This is a genomic window from Xanthomonas sp. NCPPB 3959, from assembly GCF_056675575.1.
This window is the reverse complement of the sequence record NZ_JBWWVR010000004.1, coordinates 238,128-258,727: the sequence shown is the minus strand read 5'-3', so window position 1 is coordinate 258,727 and position 20,600 is coordinate 238,128. Positions and strand designations below refer to the sequence as shown.

The following is a 20,600-nucleotide window of genomic DNA, read 5'->3' as shown; positions in this document are numbered from 1 at the left end:
CACCGTGCACCGCGTGCCGCGTTGCGGTGGCACGTTGCAGTGTCTGTCGCCCATGCGGTGCGGCAGTGGGTTTGAAACAGACGAGGTGCGTGTGCTGAAGGTTTGGATGGGTTTGTTGTGTCTGATCGCGCTGCCGGAGAGTGCGGCCACCCCCACGGCCCCGGAGTTGTTGTTCCGGGTCTCGGCCGATCGCAGCCTGGAGGCCGATGTGGCCCGCGGCGATCGCGTGCCCAACTTCCGCGACAAGATCGCGCTGGTGCCCACCGGCAAACGCGGCAACGCCATCGAATGGGCCGACGACGGCGTGCTGTCGTGGAATGCGCCCGGCAACCTCTACACCCAGCGCGGCACGCTGAGCTTTTTCTGGCGTTCGCGCTACCCGGTGGGCGAGGCGCCATTCGTGATCTTCCGCGTCGGCTACGCCGACCACACCAGCTGGGACATGGCCTGGCTGCGCATCGACTGGAACGGCCACGGCTTCGATGCCTTCGTCACCGACGCCAACCTCGCGCGCACCCGCGTCTCCTTCAAGCTCGACAAGAATCCGGCCGCCAGCGACTGGACCCATATCGCCTTCGCCTGGGATGAAACCCGCGGCGTGCGCCTGTACGTGGATGGCAAGGAGGCCGCACGCGTGGACTGCGGTGCGCCCTGCGCCAACGGCGGCGCGCTCGACTTCGACGCGGCACTCGACCAGTTCGGCCTGGCCGGCCGCGTGATGTCGCCGCACCAGGTGCAGAGCCGCTACAACTTCCTGCGCGGTAGCGACTTCGACGAGATCCGCATCTACGACCGCATGCTCGATACCAGCGGCGCTGCCGCACTGGCACGCCTGCAGGAGCCCACCAGCGCCGAAGCCGCGCCAACCGACAAGCAATACGCTGCCTTTTTGCATCGCTTTGGCTGGGACAACGGCCACGCACCGCCGCTGCTGAGCGCACCCATCACCCGCATCCGCAAGGTGGAATTCGCAGACGCACGCGACCTCAAGCAATGGATGTGGAAGGCCACCGACGGCATCGCCGAAACCACCTGGCCCGGCGTCTACAACCGCTCACGCCTGCCCGGGCGCGACGACTACTTCCAGCTGCCCGACTGGAACACCTATGTCGAAGGCGGCAAGGCGCTGGACCTCACCCTGCCGGACGAGCCGGTCAACCGCATCGAGCTACGTGGCGCCGCCTATGGCCAGGCCAGCTACACCACGCCCGCTGCCGCCGGTGCAAGCACCGCGCAGGCGCATCCGCTGTTCGACCGCAAGCAAGGCGTGGTGCGCAGCGTGGACCAGTTCCCCGAGCGCCGCGGCGGCATGCTGCGCTTTGCCAACACCGCGCAGGAAACCCCCATCCAGGAAATCTGGGCCTACAACGTGCAGCCGGGCGAGGTGCCCAAAGGCAGCGCGCAACTCAGCTACACCGTGCGCAGCGACATCCAGCCCGACTACGACAACCTCGCCCCCTTGCGCGATGTCATCGCCGGCCGCTACCCGCCGGGCGAGCGCCAGACCGTCATCGCCCTGCCCACCAAGGCACCCGCACGCAAGCGCCCCAGCGACAAGGCCGCAGCAAGCGCGCAGCAGCCCATCGTGCACATCCTGGTGCCATCCAGCCTGGGCAACCCGCCGCCAGACCAGGCGCTGATGCGCAGCTGGTCCTACGGCTGGGAGAACATGCACGACGGCCTCGATGGCATCGCCATCACCCTGCCCGCGCTCAACCTGCCGGCCACCCACAACGGCAGCATCCCGCTCAACATCCGCATCAAGGACCCCATCTGGCCCGCGCGCGACATGATCGATGTCTCGGTAGCGGTTACCCCTGGCCAGGCCCGCACGCTGTGGCTGGACCTGCGCGACAGAATCCTGAGCAACGACAGCCTGATGCTCAGCATCGCCGCCGCCGCGCCCGGCTTCAACGCCAACGCACTCGACGGCACCCAGCTGCAGCTGGTGTTCAAGCCGCGCGCCGAGGCCCTCAAAGAGCACGTGGCCGACCGCTTCAACCAGGTCAAGGACAACTGGGGCTTTTTGGTGGAAGAACACACCACCTCCAAGCGCCAGCTGCTCTACAAGCGCCTGGATGCCGACATCACCGACCTGCTGCGCGTCGACCCAGGCCACGCCCTCGGCCGCCAGTACTGGAACGACATCAGCTACGCCAACCAGGGCGAGTTGCCTGTCGAGATGCCCACCGTACCCAAGGGCGTGCCCGCCTGGGCGTTCTGGCAGCTGCAAGACCTCAGCGCCACTCGCCGCTACATCCGCTGGTGGATCGAGCAGCGCCAGGTGGCCTATGGCGATTTCGGCGGCGGCATCTCGGATGACTCGGACCTGGTGCAGCAATGGCCCGGCGTCGCGCTGATGGGCGTGGACCCGGACATGCTCAACGCCTCCATGCTGGCGCTGTCCGATGCCAACTACCGCAACGGCATGTTCACCAACGGCCTGTCCACCATCGAAACCGACGAGCTGCATTCCTACGAGGAGGGCATCAACCTCAACAGCGCCCTGCTGTATCTCAACTGGGGCGACCCGCGCACCGTCGAGCGCCTGATGGAAACGGTCAAGGCATTCGACACCATCATCCAGGTCAACCCGCAAGGCCACCTGCTGTTTGCCAGCAACTGGTTCGGCGGCCGCAAGGTCTACCGCGAGCCCAACTGGCAATGGCAAAAACCGTACTCCTTCCCCATCGTGCACCCGGCCATCCTGCTGGGCGGCTATAACGCCGACCCCAACAGCCGCCGCATCGTCACCGGCCTGGCAGACGGCTATCTCGCCCACGCCTACACCAACGCCAAGGGCAACTGGGCCCTGCCCAACGAGATCAACTGGCAAACTGGCAAAACCCGCGGCGGCGAGCTGTTCGAAGGCAGCGGCGGCGCCGACACCTTGCACACCTTCTGGGCTGCCTACCGCTTCACCGGCGATGCGCGTTATCTCAAGCCCATTGACTACCGCGTCGCCAACAGCGGCCCCAATGGCCTCTCGCTGCTCAACGAAAACTTCCTCGACGTCATGGGCAAGCGCAGCGACTGGAGCGGCAAGCTGTTAGATGCCGCAAACAAGGACGACGGCAGCGCTCCGGACTTCCCGCACCATGTGGCCTGGGAGCAAACCGGCAACCTCGAGTATCTCGCCGCCATTTACCGCAGCGAGGCAAGAGAGAAACTGCAGAACTTCTACATGAACACCGAAGGCCACTGGTGGAGCGACCGCGTGGAATCCCCCACGGTCAACCTGCAACGCGCACGCCTAGGCGGCGTGGCCCTCAAGCGCAATCAAACCTACCCCGGCCACACCGTGAGCTGGCGCTTCGCCGATCCAGAGGCCGCCACCCAAGTAGCCATCGCCATCCCCGCACCCCAGCAAGACCGCTTCACCGTCATCGCCTACAACACCTCCAGTAAACCTCAGCGCGCCAGCATGACCGGCTGGAACGTCGCCCCAGGCCAATGGCGCATCACCCAAGGCGTGAGCAAAGGCAATGACGGCAAGCTCGACAGCGCAGGCAAGACGCAAGAGTTCGCTTTTGAAAAGAGCGCTTCCATCGACATCGACTTCCCCGCAGGCCGCACCACCGTCCTGCTGCTCGAACGCATTGCAGCCACCACCCCAGTCGAACTGCGCCCGGACCTGGGCATTGGTCATGGCGATGTGCGGGTGACTGCCGATGCCATTGAGGTGACCGTCCATAGCCTTGGTCATGCGGATGCGCCGGCCGGGTTTGTGGTGTTGGAGGATGCGCGTGGGAAGGAGCTGGCGAGAGCGGCGTTTCCGGCACTCGCGGCACCACGCGATCTGCAGCCAATCACCACGCAAATACGCCTGCCGCTAACCAACGCAGCAAATCTAAAAACCGCGCATTTGCGTGTGGTTGCCGAAGGCAAGGTGCCGGAGATTACCGAACTCAACAATAATCTCGCTCTGCCCGCACCGGTTACGCCGGCAACCGCAAAAAACAGCCAATAACCCGAGACACCAAGCTCTTCTCCCGCGCGCGGGAGAAGGTGCCCGCAGGGCGGATGAGGGCAAACCCCATAAAGCCAGCGGTCAATCGCGCAAGCGCATTGACGCAATCCAAAAACTCGGCGAGGATCAAGGCGCGCAGTATTAATGCAGCCGCAAAGCCACACATTTCTTCAGGGGGAAGAAAAAAATGTTGAGCAAGGCATGGAGCATCGTGGCACTTAGCGTGGCCGCACTCGGTTTGTTTACCGCATCCGCGCAGGCGCGCGTCAGGGCCGCCGGATCGCACCACACCACCAGTCACGGCGGTCACTACAGCGCAGGCCACGGCGCCTCGCACAAGGGTGGCAGCTACCGCAGCACCAGTACCAACAACCATTATCGGCGTCACAAGTCCTAGCAGGCCTCAAGCCAACGCCACTCGGAAGGGCAGCGTAATGCAAGAACTAGGACGCGAAGAATGCGCTATCAAAAACTCCTGAAGCTGCTGGCCGGCCTTGCCGGTGTCATGCTCGCAGCGACAGGCACATTGCTGGTGGCGCTGGTTGCAGCAGGCCAGATACGTGCAGTTCCTATCGGCTACCATCTTGCTAGATTGAGGACGCAGTAACTGATTTACATGATTGGATCGGCCTCAACGTCGTGCAAGCCGCCATGCGCTTCAGCCGTGTCTGGTTTCCAGGCAGGCTGATGAATGACATCTGGTTAGGATGCTCAGATTAATTCAGTGCGCAAACTAGCAAGAGAGCAAGGGCTAGAAGATTAATTACCTACTTCCCTATTCGCTGTGTCGCCTAAGTGCTGATGCTTGCATGAAATTTTGAAGGCATACAGAAATACCTTCTGGAGAATCAAAGGATTTGTTCATGGCTCCTCATGTAAATGCAATGATTGCGTCAGTGGATCTAATATGTCCTCCCATCGCTAATAGTAGCGTCTCACACATATCAAAGAATAAGAATTTAGTAAAGATCCTTAGGTTGAGCGATTTCTACATGATCGGTGGGCGGGCAAAAGCTATTTTTTCTGATATACACGCGGATGATGAGGGTAAAATCCACTTTGAAATACAAGTTCAAGGCGGTGCAAGCGGTAAAGGATTTATTGATACTGGTCTGCTTCCCCCAGTCGCGGCTATTAATGAAGAAGTAGAGATCACGATAGGGGTCTCAGACACTTCGATCAGTTTCTACAAAAAAGAAAAGTACGGAATTAAAACCGTCGTCGCAAGCTTCCATCCGGAGGATTTACTTTGGCGTCGGGGCCGCGCAGAAGAATTCATTGGCGGGTTAGAAAACTATCTTGAACTAGCCAGTTATGACCTTTTATATGTAGGCAAGGCAACCGGAACGGATAGCTTCGATAGGTTATTAAAAAAAGGACACGACGCAAGGCAGAAGATTATTTCCGACGAGCCCCAGCGTTATCCAGGCGCGCACGTCAGTGATGAAATTTATTTTTTCTTATTTAAGGTGGAGCCCCTAATAATAAGAAGTTGGCGGCCCGAAGACGTGATTGAAGACAAGGACGTAATGATGTCCTATAGCAATTCGCGGTTGGTGTCTGACGCTGAGAAAGCTTTTGTTAGCCTCCTTAAGCCGAAATACAATAACGTGCTCTATAAAAATTATCCGAAGGGGAAAGACGGAATTTATAATGAAGGCTACACCGGTTATTCGTATTCATTATCTGATGGCTTGGTATTTCGGACTAATTTTGGTTCGATGAAGGGAGCCCGCGAGCGCCGAACCACAATGTCGAATGACGCTGACTTTATTTCAATAAAAGGAGACTCGGTGAAATTGCATATCGCAGGCGTTGACTATGAATTGGACGCATCATGCGCAGAGGACACTCCAGTATCCGGGCCGTTCGACGCATAGATTCTGGATTCGTAATGGCAACGTCCGCTATATGAGCAAGTTTTGGCGATGTTTCATGAGCTATCATGACATGGCTGGATATTAATTAACCTTGCCAATAAAAAACTTATTTGCGTATCTTTATAAAATTCTGTTGCTTGGGGGACTAATGGGTTTTTTTACCGAAGATGAGCTCGCCTCACTAGCTATCGTTAAGATGAACTTCCAGGTTGTAGGCGATGAAGATTTTACTTCACGAGATCGTATGCCTGAGGTTGAGCACGCTGAATTCTTTCTTGCGAGAATTTTGGCTGTTGATATAGCTCCAGTTTTCACGTTTGAAGAAGAAAGTACGACAAAGGCAACGCTTGAAGAGATGGCTTCACGATCCAAGCAATTTGCAACAGGCGCAACAGCGCTAGCGAAAGATTTTCATCGTCTTCATCGAGGCGGACAAACAGGCAAGGGTGCCTTTTTCTGCTTTGAGCTCGCCAGTGGGCGTGCTTCAACAAAGCTTTACGCAATGCTTAAGTATGACTACAGCGAGGTTTTGGCGCCTTCGGTGAAGCGGGCTGGTTCTCAAGATACGAGACAGTTGCGCCGTATTGTGGAGGCATTCGTTAAAGACAAGCGCGCGCTTCAAAAATCAGCAATTTTCAGAGTCGTTAATGATCAGGCGGAATTTTTAGTTGCTGCTAAAGATCGCGCTGCGAGATCACCTAACATAACAGGATTTTATTCCAATTTTCTTGGTGTCAAGCGTGAGCGTGATGATGTAGAGCTAAACAAAGCCGTATCCGATGCTGTTCTGGATCTTCTGAAGGCAGCTCCGGACAACACTTGGCCTGAAGGACGGGCAGTTGCGAGATCGACGGTCGTGGAAATACTCAGGCGCTCGGTTGAAATCAACGATGATACGATTATTAATGCAGTGTTCGTTGCTGCAGGGCGGCCTGACGATGAAGAGATTGCTGAAGATCTGAAGAACCTAACCATGGGGGTGCTGCGTAAGAAGAAGATTGCCGGCCTCGAATTCCCGCCTAATTTAAACGTATTGAAAGCAGCAGCAAAGCGTAAGATTCGTACTAAAGAAAAGATTAGCATCGAGTATCCGGAATCGTTGCAGGACGTACGTGTTACGACTGTCCGCAGGAGCGATGGTTCCGCAACCATAACTATCGTTACTGATAAAATTGAGAGTGAAGAAGTTGTCCCCGAGACCATTAGCGCACTTCGTCGATCGACTGACGGTTAAGCCAGAAATTAGCTTATCAGAAAGCACCGAAGCGTCCGTTACTATTAATGGAGCAAGCGCTGCCGATGCCGTAACGCTTGTTGCTTTGCTTGCATCTCTGAATTGGAACGTAAAAGTTGTAGATGATGCGGAATACGATGTGCCATTACATGCACTTCATGCTGGTGTAGAGCCGTATGCGATCACCTTTCAGAAGCCTTTATTTGATGATGGTATAGGCTTCGTAACTACGAAGGCATTCCACGATTGGCTTTTGATAAACCCAAAAGCTGAAGGCATAGTGCGTGTCGCTAGTTCAACCGTATGTTTTTGTACTATGGGTTTTGTCGTATGTTCTTGGGATGAAGTAGGCTCAAGTAAAGTGAGAGCAGGGGTCAAGTCACCTAGAGATTTAGTAAGGTCAATTGGTACTGTTAATCCACTGCCACAAGATATACGTCCTTTTCTGTTAACAGACAGCAAAAATTTGCCTTGGGGAGACTTAGCTTTTGATGCTTGGATGTCGGCGGCTTGTCGAGCTACGTCTTACTCGGTGGCAGCAGAGGTCGAAGTTTCTAAAGTTACTTTTACTGGTCCGCCAAGACTAGATCTAGATCTAAATGAAGGTCGATTTCTAGATGATCTTGGAAGCGTTGGTTTTCTTGCTCTACAGGCTGCAGCGCTTTGGATCTACGAGCTTGATCGAGAGTCAGAAGTTCGGCATAGAATTTTTACGCACGAATTTGCGAGGATAGCTGAACGAGGACGTGGCCTAGCTAGAGCCCTAGCAGAATCATGTGCTCTTGCTTTAGATGGAGCAAGAATTACATACCAATATGGACTTCACGAGCAAAGCAAAGACGCCATAAAGGGTCTTGGGGAGCTCCGTAAATCGGTTGTAGAGGATACTGCTAAAACTACTGAGGCCGCTCGCCAGCTTGCATTAAGCACAGCTGGAGCTCTATTTTATAGTCTAGGCCTCATAGCTGGAAAAATAACAACATCTATTTCACCATTGCTTTTCGATGCAATGGGAATTCTCGGGGTCCTATATTTGGGTTCAATTATCGGAATAAATTTTCGATTTTTATCGCAGCAAAGGATGCTCAGAGATACCTGGCGCAGAAAGCTATATCGATATCTGACCGATTCCGAATATGAGGATTTAGTTAGTATTCCGGTAAGGTCAGCAGAGTTATCTTTATGCGCCGCGCTTTTTGCTTCATCATTTCTTGGGTTGGTAATGTTTATTTGCGTAATTTTTAATAATCATTATAATTTTTTTCAAGTAATGGGATAAGCTGCCACTGATTTATTGGAAATATTAGCCAAGGGTAAATGGGGCCAGATTTATTTTTTAAGCAGATGGGAGTTTTTACCGTCGCTAGGGCCTAAACGAACAGCCGCCGAGAAATAAGTTGCTGGAGTGTTCTTATACTTCGTCCATGTCTATGGGACTGCCAGTGGATAGCAACTCATAGCTTGAATCTTAATGGTTGACATCCCGACCAATCCGCAGCAATCTCTAACACAAGGAGGGAAGGACGGGGACGGTTTTATTTAAGTAATAAAAATTTCCACGGTTTCATTAATTCAAGCGGAATTTGCTTCGCAACTTGGTTTAATTCAAGGGTGAGCCGTGCGTATCTCTCTGGAGGTTCCAATGATTATCACACAGAAAAATTTTCAGGCCGCGCTAGACTATCTTGTGTCAATTGAGCCCGATCCAAATGCGATTCAAAGCATTGCTCAGTATGACTCATTGATGGCAATCCACAAATCCGGAATTGACGCAGCCAACTCAACAATTCGTGACTACGGAATGCAAATCGCACCGAAAGGGCTGCCCTTTATGCAGGGCGAGCTTCAGTTTGTCCTCAGTCAACAGAATGAACCACTTGCAATTAGCGTTATCAGAGCCGCTGTTAACCGAGACTGGGACGGTTGTGGCGCATGGCGGCAGTAGGAATCGAACGATGGTGTCCAGAAATAGGGTTAGGTTCACTTGTTGAGATAAATCGGCTTGATGAGGCTCATGGATATCTTCCACACTCAACACGGACAGGTCGGCACTCTCAGATCCTTGTCAGCGCTCTGCCGCTCAGCAGTTGACATCCCAACAAACCCGCAGCAATCTCTACCACAAGGAGCGTAGAAACTCCTCAGAGAGCGGTACCCACCTCCGTCAAACCGGTGGGTTTTTTGTGCCTGCAGATTCTGCGGGTGCAACCGACGCGATGCCTGCGTCGGGAGGGCGGCTAATACAACACCCTTCGGGGAAATACGCCCGCCGGCTCTCTGCGGTTTCTAACCTCCCGACATCCCGTCGCCACCCGGCGGCGGGGCCTGTTCGTCAAGGAGGGCTTTGCCATGCGTCGACCCACGTCCCGTCCCACATCAGCACGCAAGCGCGCCACCGAGCTGCCGCCCACCGAGATCGGCTGGCACTCGCTCGACCCCACGCTCAAGCCGCGGCCCTACCTCGAGCGCACGCCCATCCCCCAACCCCGCACCGAAGCCCGCCCCCCACGCCCCGGCCACCCGCGTGCCCCGCACCACTGCACCGTCGGCTACGGCTACTACCCCGCCAGCGATCAACGCATCCCCACGCTACGCCTACGCGGCCGCTGGCTGGAACAACTGGGCTTCACCATCGGCAGCAAGCTCCACATCCGCCTGCGCGATGGCGAGCTGGTTGTCAGCGTCGCACCTACGGACTAACCAGGTGCGCCACGCACGCGCAGCACGCACCCGCACGCCCCGCGCCGAGCGCAGCACGCCAATCGCCACACCGTACGCGCTCCCCGCTCACCGCGCAGAGGAGGGACACAGATGGAGCACCCCGCCGTCGTCTTGCATCTCACGCTGGACCAACGCGACCAGCTCGACCGCCTGCTACGCACCCTCATCGCTCATGGCGACGTGATCGCCATGAGCAAACCGGAGTGCCTGGAGGCGCAGACCCTGCCCACGCTCGGGCAAGCCATCTTCGATGCCGCCCACGCCGTGCGCGAAATCTTTGACCGTCGCATGGAGCACAGCTGCGGCGACCCATAGAAGCACCTGGCAATAATCGGCGAGCCCGAAATCGGATCTTGATAAGGCCGTGGCCGTGCTGCGGGTCGGGTATTGGCTACAGAGGCGTGGAGCGATTGACGGCCGTCAATCAGTCGGTGAGGATCATGCATGCCGCACTGCTGCGGTCCACTCGTAGTCAGGGCGATGAAAAGGTCAGTTAGCCGATTGGATAAGGCGTCAAAGGTCTTTGCATGTTGCTGCGCGCTTCTCACTGCCGCGTTCACGGCTACGACCATTGAATGGCGCGTATTTGCTGGTACAGACAACTGGTGGGCTGCACTTGCTGCATTTGTGACTACCGCGTTGATTGGAGCAGCTCCATACGCCATCTATCTGGTATTCGTACCGGCATCGAAGGCGGGTCCGACGCTGAGGATGATCGTGTTGTGTTTTCTTGTCACTCTTTCAGTCGTACCAAACGTGTGGTGGGCTGTAACAGATGTCCGCACCGGCGGTTGGAATTTTTTCATCGTTCCGACATTTCAGGTGTTCTATCTTCTCGTGATAGTGCCTTTTGTTATTGTGCTGATGCACGCTCTTCGTCGGATACGGCAGCGTGCGCATGACGCCTAATTCTTCACCCGAGCCGACGACGCCGAGCAAAACCATCTTCAATGCCCATGCGGTGCACGATACCGCGGAGCAGTGAGCGGTGTAGGGCGGCAAGCCGCAGTATCGCAGTTGATGCCGCGTCGCGATTCCGTTTAATTCAGGCATCAGGGCTAAAGATATGACTCCACACAGCTTTGTTAATGCGCTAAAGACTGAATGTGCGGATGTCGCCGTTCATGATTGCTTGGAACTTCTCAAAGCCCCGCCGGGGCGCAGGCCCTCTCAATCTCTCGTTATTTTGTCAGTTTGGTATCGTGGTCTTGATTCTGCCGACCAAGCTAACGTTGCCGCTGCATTACGAATGGCGGCTGATGCAACACTGTTCGGGGTCTTATGCGTTATCGACGGCGTTCGCACTATCGAAGACCAGCAAACCAAGTCTGAGTTCAGGCTGACAGCCACATGCAATGGTTCAACATCAATTATCTCGCCTGGGCCGGAAGACCTTCATGATCTTCTCCAGACTGATTCTCTGTAAAAATCGAGGTGTGAAGCGCAGACGCAGCACACACGCGCTGTATCTGGCGTAATGCGCTAAAGGTGAGTGCGAGCTGCAACCTCACACAATGCGATGAGGCGGGGTGATCGATGGCTCTTGCTGCTGATCGTGCTGTTGCGCTTGTTGTTGTTGCCGCTGCGTCTCGCCAAGAGCCTGCAACTGGCTCAGTGACTGCTCCACCGGTTGTGCGATGGCGTCGCCTGTCTTCATGTGCGCCATCAAGTGAGCAGGGTTGTCCAACGCCCCTTGAACAACAAACACGTTCTCCCCTTGCCGCACAGAATCTGTCGCTGCACTCAGTACGATGTGGTCGATCCTTGAGAGCCGTAAGAACGGGGTCAGGTTCATTTCTTCGAGAAAAAATTCCGAGAAACGCGGTTGGGTTCACTTCTTGAGACATGTGGGCCAGATAAGGGCTAGGAGATATGTTTCGCTTGCCGCATTGGCAGGGCGGCACACTTATCAGTGCTCTACCACTCCAAGCAGTTGACGTCCCAACAAACCCGCAGCAATCTCTACCACAAGGAGCGTAGAAACAAGAACGGGGTCAGGTTCACTTATAAGCCAGCCTGACCCCTTCGTTCCATGCCCGCGAATGGATTTTTTAGCCGCGCCGAGCCCGCAGCCTGGGTCGTCTCAATGCAAGGACTAAGTGATTGATATGGGTGTAGACCTTAAAAATAAAGCTGGCACGGAATTCTATTTCTCAACAATAGGATGGTCTTTTTACTTGAACTTGGCATCGGTTTATGGATGGAAGCCAGAAGGGACATCGCCCCCCATTGACTGGATCGATAGAGAACCTTGGGGGGCACATTATGATTGGAACGCGGGGCAATCTGTCGCTGACTCAGACGCAAGGGAGTTGGCTGCTGCGCTGGGACGCTACTTAGCGGACCCACATGGGAGTGAGCGAGCGTTGAGAATTGCGAAAAAATTTGAGGAAGCAGGTATTTCTGTAACCGCCCCTAGCTCTGACGATGAATTTATAGGGGGTTTTATTGATTTCGCCAGGAGCGGAACCTTTGAGATTTGGTAAATGAGAAGAACGGGGTCAGGTGCACTTAAACAGCAGCCTTAGTCGTTGCTTGTTCAGAAGTGAGGGCCGGCGAAAGAACGGGGTCAGGTGCAATTAATAAGTCAACCTGACCCATTTTCTCGTAGTTTCATAGAGCGATTTACGATTGAGGTGTAGATGGACGCAGCACTACTAAACCGGCAACTGGACACGAAACTGGCCGCCGATGGCGTGGTTTCGCGTGAGCTATACCTCCGGCTTGCCGAAGCTCATGGCTATGGAGCTGCAAGCACTATCGGTTGGGTAGAGGCAAGGTTGCGCGTTTTGGCCAAGCGGGTTGAGTCAAGCGCACCTTTAACTCTCTACACACCGCACGGCACCCAACTGATGCTGTGCCAGTCCCTGGTAGAGCTGCAAGCTTGGGCTTCCGAAAATTTCCCGGATGCGAGACTGGAAGTTACGTAGCTCGTCAATTATTCCCTCTAGATTAGGAGGTCAGAGTCAGTTTCATGCCTGATCTAAAACGGCGGTGACCTTGTCAGCTTTTGATCAGCGCTTTGCCACTCAAAGCAGTTGACATCCGAACAAGGCCGCAGCAATCTCTACCACAAGGAGCGTAGAAACTCCTCACGTAGCGGTACCCACCTCCGTCAAACCGGTGGGTTTTTTGTGCCTGCAGCATCTTGCGGGTGCAACCGACGCAATGCCTGCGTCGGGAGGGCGGCTAATACAACACCCCTCGGGGAAATACGCCCGCCGGCTACGTGCGGTTTCTAACCTCCCGACATCCCGTCGCCACCCGGCGGCGGGGCCTGTTCGTCAAGGAGGGCTTTGCCATGCGTCGATCCACGTCCCGTCCCACATCCCCACGCAAGCGCGCCACGGAGCTGCCGCCCACCGAGATCGGCTGGCACTCGCTCGACCCCTCGATCACGCCACGGCCCTACGTCGAGCGCACCCCCATCCCCGAGCCCCGCCCCGACCCCAACAAGCCGCGCCGCCCAGGCCACCCGCGTGCCCCGCAACACTGCACCGTCGGCTACGGCTACTACCCCGACAGCCACCAACGCATCCCCACCCTGCGCCTATGCGGCCGCTGGCTGGAACAACTGGGCTTCACTATCGGCAGCAAGCTCCACATCCGCCTACGCAACGGCGAGCTGGTCGTCACCGTGGCGGATGATGGCGAGAAGGCGACAGATAAGGCAGCCAACAATTGACGGTAGGCACCGACTCGACGAGCATCATGCTGACGCCGGCCGCGCACCAGCACGCGTAGCGCTGTGCTGGTCGCTCCCTGGCGATCCGAGCGTCTTGGTGATGCATGAGGGATTTCGCCGATAAGGAAGATATCCAAGAGCTTTGGAATACGGCACATAATGTTAGCCGTCGGTGCTAGCAGGGCTGCTTTGCCGGTAAGCAGATCAGAGAAGTTAGAAAATTTGATAGGAATGGAAACCATGAGCTCGGAAATTTACCAAAAGACAAACGCGGTACGTGACGAGTTGTTTGAATCTCTGGGAAAGGTCGATCCTGATGTGATCGCGCATGCTATAAACCCGGCCTTTATGGGTGGGCCCAGTTGGCCTGCGCTGAGGCAGGCATTCAGCGTCATTCGCACAAGGGACAGCATTAGGGTGGCAAGCAACGGTCTTTCAGACCCGTTCGATGATGTTGAAGAGCCGAACAACGGCTATAGGTTGGAAATCATCGCGGAGACAAAAGAGAAGTTGACTGGCGACATTGCAGGGTCATGGCTTTTCAAGTTGGTCTACGCACTCTCTCAGCAAGCCGCATGCAGCGGGCAGATGGCCGACTTTATCGAAAGACACGGCGTCATCACGATGGAGCTTTTCGCTCAAGATTGCGGCTTGGAGGACTTCCAGAACGAACACGGCATGGTGGGCGTCATGATTGGGGTTGAGCACCCTGAGCTCCCGAAGAAGATCCAATTTCCCGCGGAGGACGTGTTCCTGGCAGCTGTGCAGATCTTGAAGCCTGACGAACTGGCCTACGTCGCCGAGAAGCGTGCAGAAGGACGAAACCATTTACACAGCCTGATGAAGTCGTCGGGTCAGTACCATTTCGTCAGCCCCGGCCGTGGGTCATTGCTGGAACATGGCGCAAAACCCACCAATAAGGCTTGGTGGAACTACTTTGGGAAGGCTTAGCTGTTACCGCGTAGAGCAGCAACGTTGTTCGTTGGCCTGAGCACCGTTCTTGCATAGGGGCGTATTATAGAGAATGGGGTCGGTTTCACTTAAGAACTCAACTTTGACCCGTCTTCCGGGACATGCATCCGCACGACACAAGCCAGTCCCACCCAGAGGTGTTGACCTAAAGAACGTCGGTCAGAGGTGCCTTCATCACTTGGCCAAACTTCCGTCTAGATGTACTTCTTGAGGCTTACCCTCCTGAAGTCGCTGAGAATTGGCGACGTCGGTTGTCACTCTTGGGGCCATCACCTATTATTGCCACTTGTGCTGACAAGGATTGTCGTATGCGACACGTGTGTATCCCGTTTTTCGCGCTGCCTCTCTCAGGGATGATGAAGAGCATTGCCCATGCGGCCAGCATGCGCCGGGAGGAGATTGATCGCACCAGATCCGCCCGATGGGCGGCCGGACGGATGTTGCCGTTTGCAGCATTTGACTCGATTGAATTGATTGACTTCTTGCAAGGACGCGCAATGACCACCCCGTACCGTAGCCAGAAAGAGACTGGCTCCAAGCGCTTTGCGCTTCTCATGGCGATGCTCTGCCTTTTTTTGGTTTCCCCGCTGGTCTCTGCTCAAGAAAAGAAACAGCAATTTCTTGTGCGCGATGCGGAAGGAGTGTCGCACGGCGTCTACGACATTCAAGCGCAAGCGGAAGCGGCGATCAAGACAATTCCTGGTCCGCAGTACGCGCCGGATGCCTACCGGGATGTCGATACAATCAAGAGTGCGGCGATTCGTGAGGATGGTACGGCACTCATTACCTACTGGATGGGACGCGCAAAAGCAAAAGACGAGGAATGGATATACACCTCGGGTAATGTGCAAGACATACCAACTGAACAAGAGGCTTTTGCCCTGCTTGAACAAAGATCAATGCAAGACGCGCCTCAATGTGGATTGCCATCAATCGTCCCCAAGAATCAATGGGGAGATATCGCCTCAGGTCCTTATCCTGAATATGATATTGGACTCGAAATTCAAGCAAGGCATTACACCGTATATGAATTTTCTGATGACTGTAACGATACCTACGCCCACGGCGATGCGATAAGTCGCAAAAGGCGTATTGAGTGCCCGAAGCAATACACCTCCTGGCACATCAGCGACCAAGGCTGCACGAACAAGGAAATCTTCGCGACCATCGAAGTCACAACCTTGCAATGCGAGGGTCAGCCAGGCAGCAGCCAGAACAGCAGCGGTAACTCCGGCATGGTCGGCAATCCCTGCGACGTCAAGACCGGCGAGAAATTCCAGGCTGAGCGCGATTTCGATTTAGGCTGGCTGGCCCTGACGCGTTACTACCATTCGGGCATTGCACTGAACACTGGAGGGTTCGGGCCAGGCTGGACCTTCTCGCACAGCCTGCGTTTGACGGTCCAGGGCGACGCGCTGGGCCTGGTAGAGGGCAGCGGTTACGCCGTGCCGTTCCGCAAAGTGGGCTCGGACTATCGCGCGGCCAATGCCTCCGGCGAGCGTATCGCCGCCAATGGCGATCAATGGGTACTGTATCGCCAGGACGCGATCTACACCTTCGACGCCCAGGGCAAGCTGATCTCGCGCATGGCAGAGGACGGCAGTGGGCTGGTGTATGCCTACAACGCACGTGGACGGCTGCAGAGCATCGCCTCGCTGCAGGGCCGCTCCATTGAGCTCGTGTACGCCGACGACAGCGACGACGCGCTGATCACTGGCGTCGTCTCCGGTGGCGTACAGCTCGCCAGCTACGGCTACGATCAACAGCGCTTGGTCACCGTGACCTATGCCGATGGCAATGGCCGGACCTATCACTACGAGGACACGCGCTTTCCCCGGCACCTGACCGGCGTTACCACGGAAGACGGCCAGCGCTTCAGCACCTTCGCCTATGACGATACTGGCCGCGCAATCTCCAGCCAGCATGCCGGCGGCATTGATGGCGTCACGCTCGCGTATTCGTCCACCGGCACCGCCGTCACCGATGCCCTGGGCAATACGGTTGATTACACGATGACCACCGCGGGCGGCGAATCTCCTAAGGTCGCATCCGTGGCAAGAAGCGACGGCACGGTGAGCTACGCCTATTACGATCAGGCGACCGACTATCGCAGGAGGCTCAGCGCTGTGACCGACAGGCTCGGGGTGCAGACCAAGCATAGCTATTCGGAGCTGACCGAAAATGGCGTGGATATCAATGTCCACACCGTCCAGGAAGCGTTTGGACTTCAGCAAGAGCGTACGACCACGACCCGGACGACCGACGGCTCCAACCGGATGCTTTCGGTCCAAAGCACTGGACGCACCATTTCCTACACCCGCAACGATCGGCTACAGCCCATTCAAGTGTCGACAATTGGTGCAACGTCCAGCGAGAGGCGCAACGTGGCTTACAGCTACTGCGAGGCATCCGATGTCGCCGCAGCAGATGGCACCTGCCCGGTCCTGGGCTATCTGAAGTCCATCGACGGCCCGCGCACGGATATCGACGACCGTACGACCTACAACTATTACTCCATCGATGCCGCCGGGTGCCAGGCCGGCACCGGACCGTGCCCATACCGCAAGGGCGACCTCAAGCAAACCATCAACGCCCGCGGCCAGATCCGCGAGAATCTGAGCTATGACGCAGCAGGCCGCGTTCTTTCTGCCGTTGACGAAAATGGGGTGCTGACTGATTACAGCTACCACCCGCGTGGTTGGTTGGCATCGACCACGGTGCATGGCGCGACTTCCGCGCAGAATCGCATCACCACGTTCGAGTATTGGCCCACCGGCTTGGTCAAGCGCATCACCCAGCCCGATGGCAGCTACGCTACGTTTGTCTACGACCAAGCCCAACGTCTCACCGATGTCACCGACACGCTGGGCAATACCCTTCATTACGTGCTTGATAAGGCTGGCAATCGTCTGGAGGAGCAGACTAAGGACGCGCAAGGCGCGCTCAAGCGCAGCTTGAGTCGTATCTACAATCAATTGGGCCAATTGGAAACGCAGGCGGACGCGGCTGCAAACCCGACCGACTACGCCTACGATGCAAACGGCAACCTACGCTTGATCACCGACGCATTCGGCCGTAGCACCCTGCAAGAGCACGACCCACTTGGCCGGCTTGCGCGCACGTTGCAGGATGTCGATGGCATCAAGGCCGAAACCAATGTGGGTTACGACACGCAGGATCGCCCGCTGCAGGTCAAGGACCCCAAACGTCTGGACACGCGCTACACGTACAACGGGTTCGGCGACGTCCTGAAACTGACCAGCCCGGATACCGGCGTCACCAGCTACACCTACGACAGCGCCGGTAACCGCGCCACGCAGACCGATGCGCGCGGCGTCATCTCCACCTATGGCTACGACGCGCTCAACCGCGTCTTGAGCATCAGCTACCCAACCGCCGCCTTCAATGTCAGCTATACCTATGACGTCACGCAGAACGTGTGCGCCAGCGGTGAGACGTTCACAGTCGGGCGCCTGGCCAAGCTCCAGGATGGCAGCGGTACCACCCAATACTGCTACAACCGCTTCGGCGAGGTGGTGCGCAAGGTGCAGACGGTCAATGGCAAGACGTTGGTGCTGCGCTACGACTACACAATCGGCGGCCGCCTGCGGTCGATGGTCTACCCGGATGGTACTGCTGTCGATTACGTCCGCAACGCACAAGGGCAGACGACCGAGGTTGGGGTGACCGCACCGGGCGGCAGCCGCCAGCGTCTGCTGAGCGGAGCGACCTACTATCCGTTCGGCCCATCTGCCGGTTGGACCTACGGCAACGGCCGCAAGCTGGCGCGCATGTACGATCAGGATTACCGCCCAAAGAGCATCCAGGACACTCGCAACGGAGGGCTGGAAATCGGCTTCGGCTTCGATTCCGTTGGCGACCTCATTGCCCTGACCCCGGCCGGCAATCCAACACCAGAGCTTCGTCTGAACTACGACGCACTCGGCCGACTCACTGCGCTCAAGGATGGCACTACCGAGACGGTGATCGATGGCTATAGCTACGATGGCACCGGCAATCGCCTGAGTGCCAAGGTCGGCGGTGCTACCCAGGCCTACACCTACCCGGCCACCAACCATCGTCTGAGTGCGGTGGCAGGCGTGGCGCGCACCTACGACAAGATGGGCAACACCCTCACCATCGGCGGCAAAGCGCGCGAATACCTGTACGACACCACCGGTCGCATGACCCAGGTCAAGCGCGCAGGCGCCGCGGTCATGAATTACCGCTACAACGGCCGAGGCGAGCAGGTACGCCGCTATCTGGGCACTACCAACACCTATACGCTTTACGACGAGGCCGGCCACTGGCTCGGTGACTACGACACCAACGGCGCACCCAAGCAACAAGCGATCTGGCTGGACGACCTGCCGGTTGGTCTGCTGGCCAATGGCGGTCAACTGCACTACATCGAACCCGACCACCTCGGCAGCCCGCGTGTGGTCGTGGATGCTGCCCGCGACGTTGCCGTATGGAGCTGGAGCCTGAAAGGCGAAGCCTTCGGCAACACCGCGCCCAACCAGGATCCGGATGGGGATGGCACCGCGTTGGTGTTAGATATGCGCTTTCCCGGGCAGCGTTTTGATGCGGCAAGCGGGTTCAATCAGAACTACTTCCGCGATTACGATGCGGCCACTGGTCGGTATGGGCAAAGTGATCCGACTGGTATAGCGGCAGACATAAGTACCTATTCGTATGTCTCTGCAAATCCTTACGAAATGCTTGATTTACTAGGTCTGGAGTCAGTTGGCTCCTTCAATAATGGAGGGCACAGGCTCTCTTGGGAGAATGGCGTCAACCTCAGAGGGCCAGATTTTGTAAAAGTGTCTTTTAATTACGGTGTTGGCGCCATCTCTTTTGCGCGAGGAAGGAATGGCCGGGTATATATGAGTAAAGGACTAGCAAAAATATATCCGCATCCAATAGCCGCAGGTGTTTCTGCTAGCATCGGATGGGTTAACGAGTGTGAAGAACGTCCGAGCGACGCTACGCTAAATAATCTTTTTACTGGCCCAGGATTAGCTACATTTGGGGCGTACGGGCCATTCGGCGGAGCATATAGCTATTCGCCAGGAGCCGGCTCTACTACAGAAATTGGAGCAGGTCTCGGGGTTTCTATAACTAAAGGTAGTGGCACCGGAGGCTTTGCAGGGGAAATAGGTGAGGTCATCAGCAACGATGGCTGGGGTTGGGCATGGTGAACATCGGAAAATCGATTTTTATAACTATCATTTCTTGTTGCATCTTATATGGTATTTACCTCTCTTCAGAAAAATCCAAAAGTAAAGATTTATCTGGTAAGCCAGGAATTAGAGAATTAGGATCTGAAATCGAGCCGTTCGTGCAGAACTTCGGGGGAAAGCCCATAAATTTCTTTGATCGGCTCAGCATTGCTGGCGGGCTCTCAAGTAAAATCTATTTGAGCGCTGGAAAATTTCCTCCGTTGGCGGAGTTTAGGATGCTTGCATCAAGGTCGGGATGGGTGGAGATTTCGCCTGCAAAATCACCTTACTCGTTGACTTATCGGTTTTGCAAAAAGAGGATGATGCTTTTGCTCGAGCATTCCTACAAATCGCATTGGATTTATGGAATTGAATGGGTTTCGGATGGAGAGGGAGTTTACTACTGCAACTCAACGTGAATGGCTTGGGGTACGTCACGCAAATTTGTGGGGTCAGGTTAATAAGACGCAGGCAGCCTAATACCAATTAGGTGCTATGCAGGTCATCTCACAGGCTGACGCTGTCTCCTCAATCTTCGGGTAATGGCCGGGCTTCGCTGATGCCACGATCGTGTTGTTCTCATATGAGGCGCAGGCAACTCTGCGCCTGGAAATCGCTTACATTGACGCAGAGATACAGAGAGGTGCGACGGTTGGGCCGCGCTTTACTGGCGTGCGTGAGCTTGTGCTCAGCGAGTTAGGGTAGGAGAACGTGGTCGATTGTCTGAAAATCTCAGGGGGAACACTCATGTGCGTACAGCTGGAGGCCTGCTATGGGCTCTGTGGCAACTTCCAATGTACGGGTGTAGAGGTGTCGGGAGTCGCGCCAAACAACTCATTCAAGCCGAAGTCACTTCGCAACTCGGCTTAATTCAAGCATTAGGCGGCAAGTGATAACTCGGCTGTTACTTCTGTTC

General features: G+C 56.0%; 15 protein-coding genes and 1 pseudogene. 15 read left to right on the top strand and 1 reads right to left on the bottom strand.

Annotated elements, in window-relative coordinates:
- Positions 1–106: 106 nt before the first annotated feature.
- The 10 genes from AC1KVG_RS07180 to AC1KVG_RS07135 all read left to right on the top strand — a co-directional run bounded on the left by AC1KVG_RS07180 (position 107) and on the right by AC1KVG_RS07135 (position 10,714).
- Entirely contained in the window at positions 107–3,970 is a 3,864-nt protein-coding gene (locus AC1KVG_RS07180) for a LamG-like jellyroll fold domain-containing protein (protein WP_481093975.1), read from the top strand.
- A 187-nt stretch (positions 3,971–4,157) separates the two neighbouring features.
- Positions 4,158–4,367, top strand: a complete 210-nt coding sequence (locus AC1KVG_RS07175) for a hypothetical protein (RefSeq protein WP_181106940.1) — start codon at positions 4,158–4,160, stop codon at positions 4,365–4,367.
- Between the two features lie 60 nt (positions 4,368–4,427).
- Entirely contained in the window at positions 4,428–4,577 is a 150-nt protein-coding gene (locus tag AC1KVG_RS07170) for a hypothetical protein (protein WP_481093977.1), read from the top strand.
- A 370-nt stretch (positions 4,578–4,947) separates the two neighbouring features.
- Positions 4,948–5,850, top strand: a complete 903-nt coding sequence (locus AC1KVG_RS07165) for a hypothetical protein (protein ID WP_481093935.1) — start codon at positions 4,948–4,950, stop codon at positions 5,848–5,850.
- 91 nt (positions 5,851–5,941) lie between these two features.
- Positions 5,942–7,084, top strand: coding sequence for a hypothetical protein (locus tag AC1KVG_RS07160; protein ID WP_481093934.1), 1,143 nt, complete (start codon positions 5,942–5,944; stop codon positions 7,082–7,084).
- Entirely contained in the window at positions 7,029–8,363 is a 1,335-nt protein-coding gene (locus AC1KVG_RS07155) for a GNAT family protein (RefSeq protein WP_481093933.1), read from the top strand. Before AC1KVG_RS07160 ends, AC1KVG_RS07155 begins: the two co-directional genes overlap by 56 nt.
- A 363-nt stretch (positions 8,364–8,726) precedes the next feature.
- Positions 8,727–9,029 (top strand): hypothetical protein, encoded by a 303-nt coding sequence (locus tag AC1KVG_RS07150; RefSeq protein WP_481093932.1) that lies wholly within the window; start codon positions 8,727–8,729, stop codon positions 9,027–9,029.
- Positions 9,030–9,433: 404 nt separating this feature from the next.
- On the top strand, positions 9,434–9,784 hold the full coding sequence (locus tag AC1KVG_RS07145; protein WP_481093931.1) for a SymE family type I addiction module toxin: 351 nt from the start codon (positions 9,434–9,436) through the stop codon (positions 9,782–9,784).
- Positions 9,785–9,895: 111 nt separating this feature from the next.
- Positions 9,896–10,120 (top strand): hypothetical protein, encoded by a 225-nt coding sequence (locus AC1KVG_RS07140; protein WP_481093930.1) that lies wholly within the window; start codon positions 9,896–9,898, stop codon positions 10,118–10,120.
- 165 nt (positions 10,121–10,285) lie between these two features.
- Positions 10,286–10,714, top strand: a complete 429-nt coding sequence (locus tag AC1KVG_RS07135) for a hypothetical protein (RefSeq protein WP_481093929.1) — start codon at positions 10,286–10,288, stop codon at positions 10,712–10,714.
- A gap of 598 nt (positions 10,715–11,312) precedes the next feature.
- Here AC1KVG_RS07135 and AC1KVG_RS07130 read toward each other — a convergent pair.
- Positions 11,313–11,576, bottom strand: a pseudogene (locus tag AC1KVG_RS07130) (XVIPCD domain-containing protein); the annotation flags it as partial.
- Positions 11,577–11,904: 328 nt separating this feature from the next.
- Between AC1KVG_RS07130 and AC1KVG_RS07125 the strand changes: the two are divergent.
- The 5 genes from AC1KVG_RS07125 (at position 11,905) to AC1KVG_RS07105 (ending at position 20,103) form a co-directional block, all read left to right on the top strand.
- Positions 11,905–12,291, top strand: coding sequence for a hypothetical protein (locus AC1KVG_RS07125; protein ID WP_481093928.1), 387 nt, complete (start codon positions 11,905–11,907; stop codon positions 12,289–12,291).
- Between the two features lie 815 nt (positions 12,292–13,106).
- Positions 13,107–13,490, top strand: coding sequence for a SymE family type I addiction module toxin (locus AC1KVG_RS07120; RefSeq protein ID WP_481093927.1), 384 nt, complete (start codon positions 13,107–13,109; stop codon positions 13,488–13,490).
- 240 nt (positions 13,491–13,730) lie between these two features.
- Positions 13,731–14,441, top strand: coding sequence for a hypothetical protein (locus AC1KVG_RS07115; RefSeq protein ID WP_481093926.1), 711 nt, complete (start codon positions 13,731–13,733; stop codon positions 14,439–14,441).
- 377 nt (positions 14,442–14,818) lie between these two features.
- Entirely contained in the window at positions 14,819–19,663 is a 4,845-nt protein-coding gene (locus AC1KVG_RS07110) for an RHS repeat-associated core domain-containing protein (RefSeq protein WP_481093925.1), read from the top strand.
- Entirely contained in the window at positions 19,657–20,103 is a 447-nt protein-coding gene (locus AC1KVG_RS07105) for a hypothetical protein (RefSeq protein WP_481093924.1), read from the top strand. Before AC1KVG_RS07110 ends, AC1KVG_RS07105 begins: the two co-directional genes overlap by 7 nt.
- The last annotated feature ends 497 nt before the right edge of the window (positions 20,104–20,600 follow it).

Coding starts and splice junctions, on each gene's coding strand:
- AC1KVG_RS07180 (WP_481093975.1), top strand. CDS start 107: ATGGGTTTGTTGTGTCTGATCGCGCTGCCGGAGAGTGCGGCCACCCCC.
- AC1KVG_RS07175 (WP_181106940.1), top strand. CDS start 4,158: ATGTTGAGCAAGGCATGGAGCATCGTGGCACTTAGCGTGGCCGCACTC.
- AC1KVG_RS07170 (WP_481093977.1), top strand. CDS start 4,428: ATGCGCTATCAAAAACTCCTGAAGCTGCTGGCCGGCCTTGCCGGTGTC.
- AC1KVG_RS07150 (WP_481093932.1), top strand. CDS start 8,727: ATGATTATCACACAGAAAAATTTTCAGGCCGCGCTAGACTATCTTGTG.
- AC1KVG_RS07145 (WP_481093931.1), top strand. CDS start 9,434: ATGCGTCGACCCACGTCCCGTCCCACATCAGCACGCAAGCGCGCCACC.
- AC1KVG_RS07140 (WP_481093930.1), top strand. CDS start 9,896: ATGGAGCACCCCGCCGTCGTCTTGCATCTCACGCTGGACCAACGCGAC.
- AC1KVG_RS07135 (WP_481093929.1), top strand. CDS start 10,286: ATGAAAAGGTCAGTTAGCCGATTGGATAAGGCGTCAAAGGTCTTTGCA.
- AC1KVG_RS07120 (WP_481093927.1), top strand. CDS start 13,107: ATGCGTCGATCCACGTCCCGTCCCACATCCCCACGCAAGCGCGCCACG.
- AC1KVG_RS07115 (WP_481093926.1), top strand. CDS start 13,731: ATGAGCTCGGAAATTTACCAAAAGACAAACGCGGTACGTGACGAGTTG.
- AC1KVG_RS07110 (WP_481093925.1), top strand. CDS start 14,819: ATGAAGAGCATTGCCCATGCGGCCAGCATGCGCCGGGAGGAGATTGAT.
- AC1KVG_RS07105 (WP_481093924.1), top strand. CDS start 19,657: ATGGTGAACATCGGAAAATCGATTTTTATAACTATCATTTCTTGTTGC.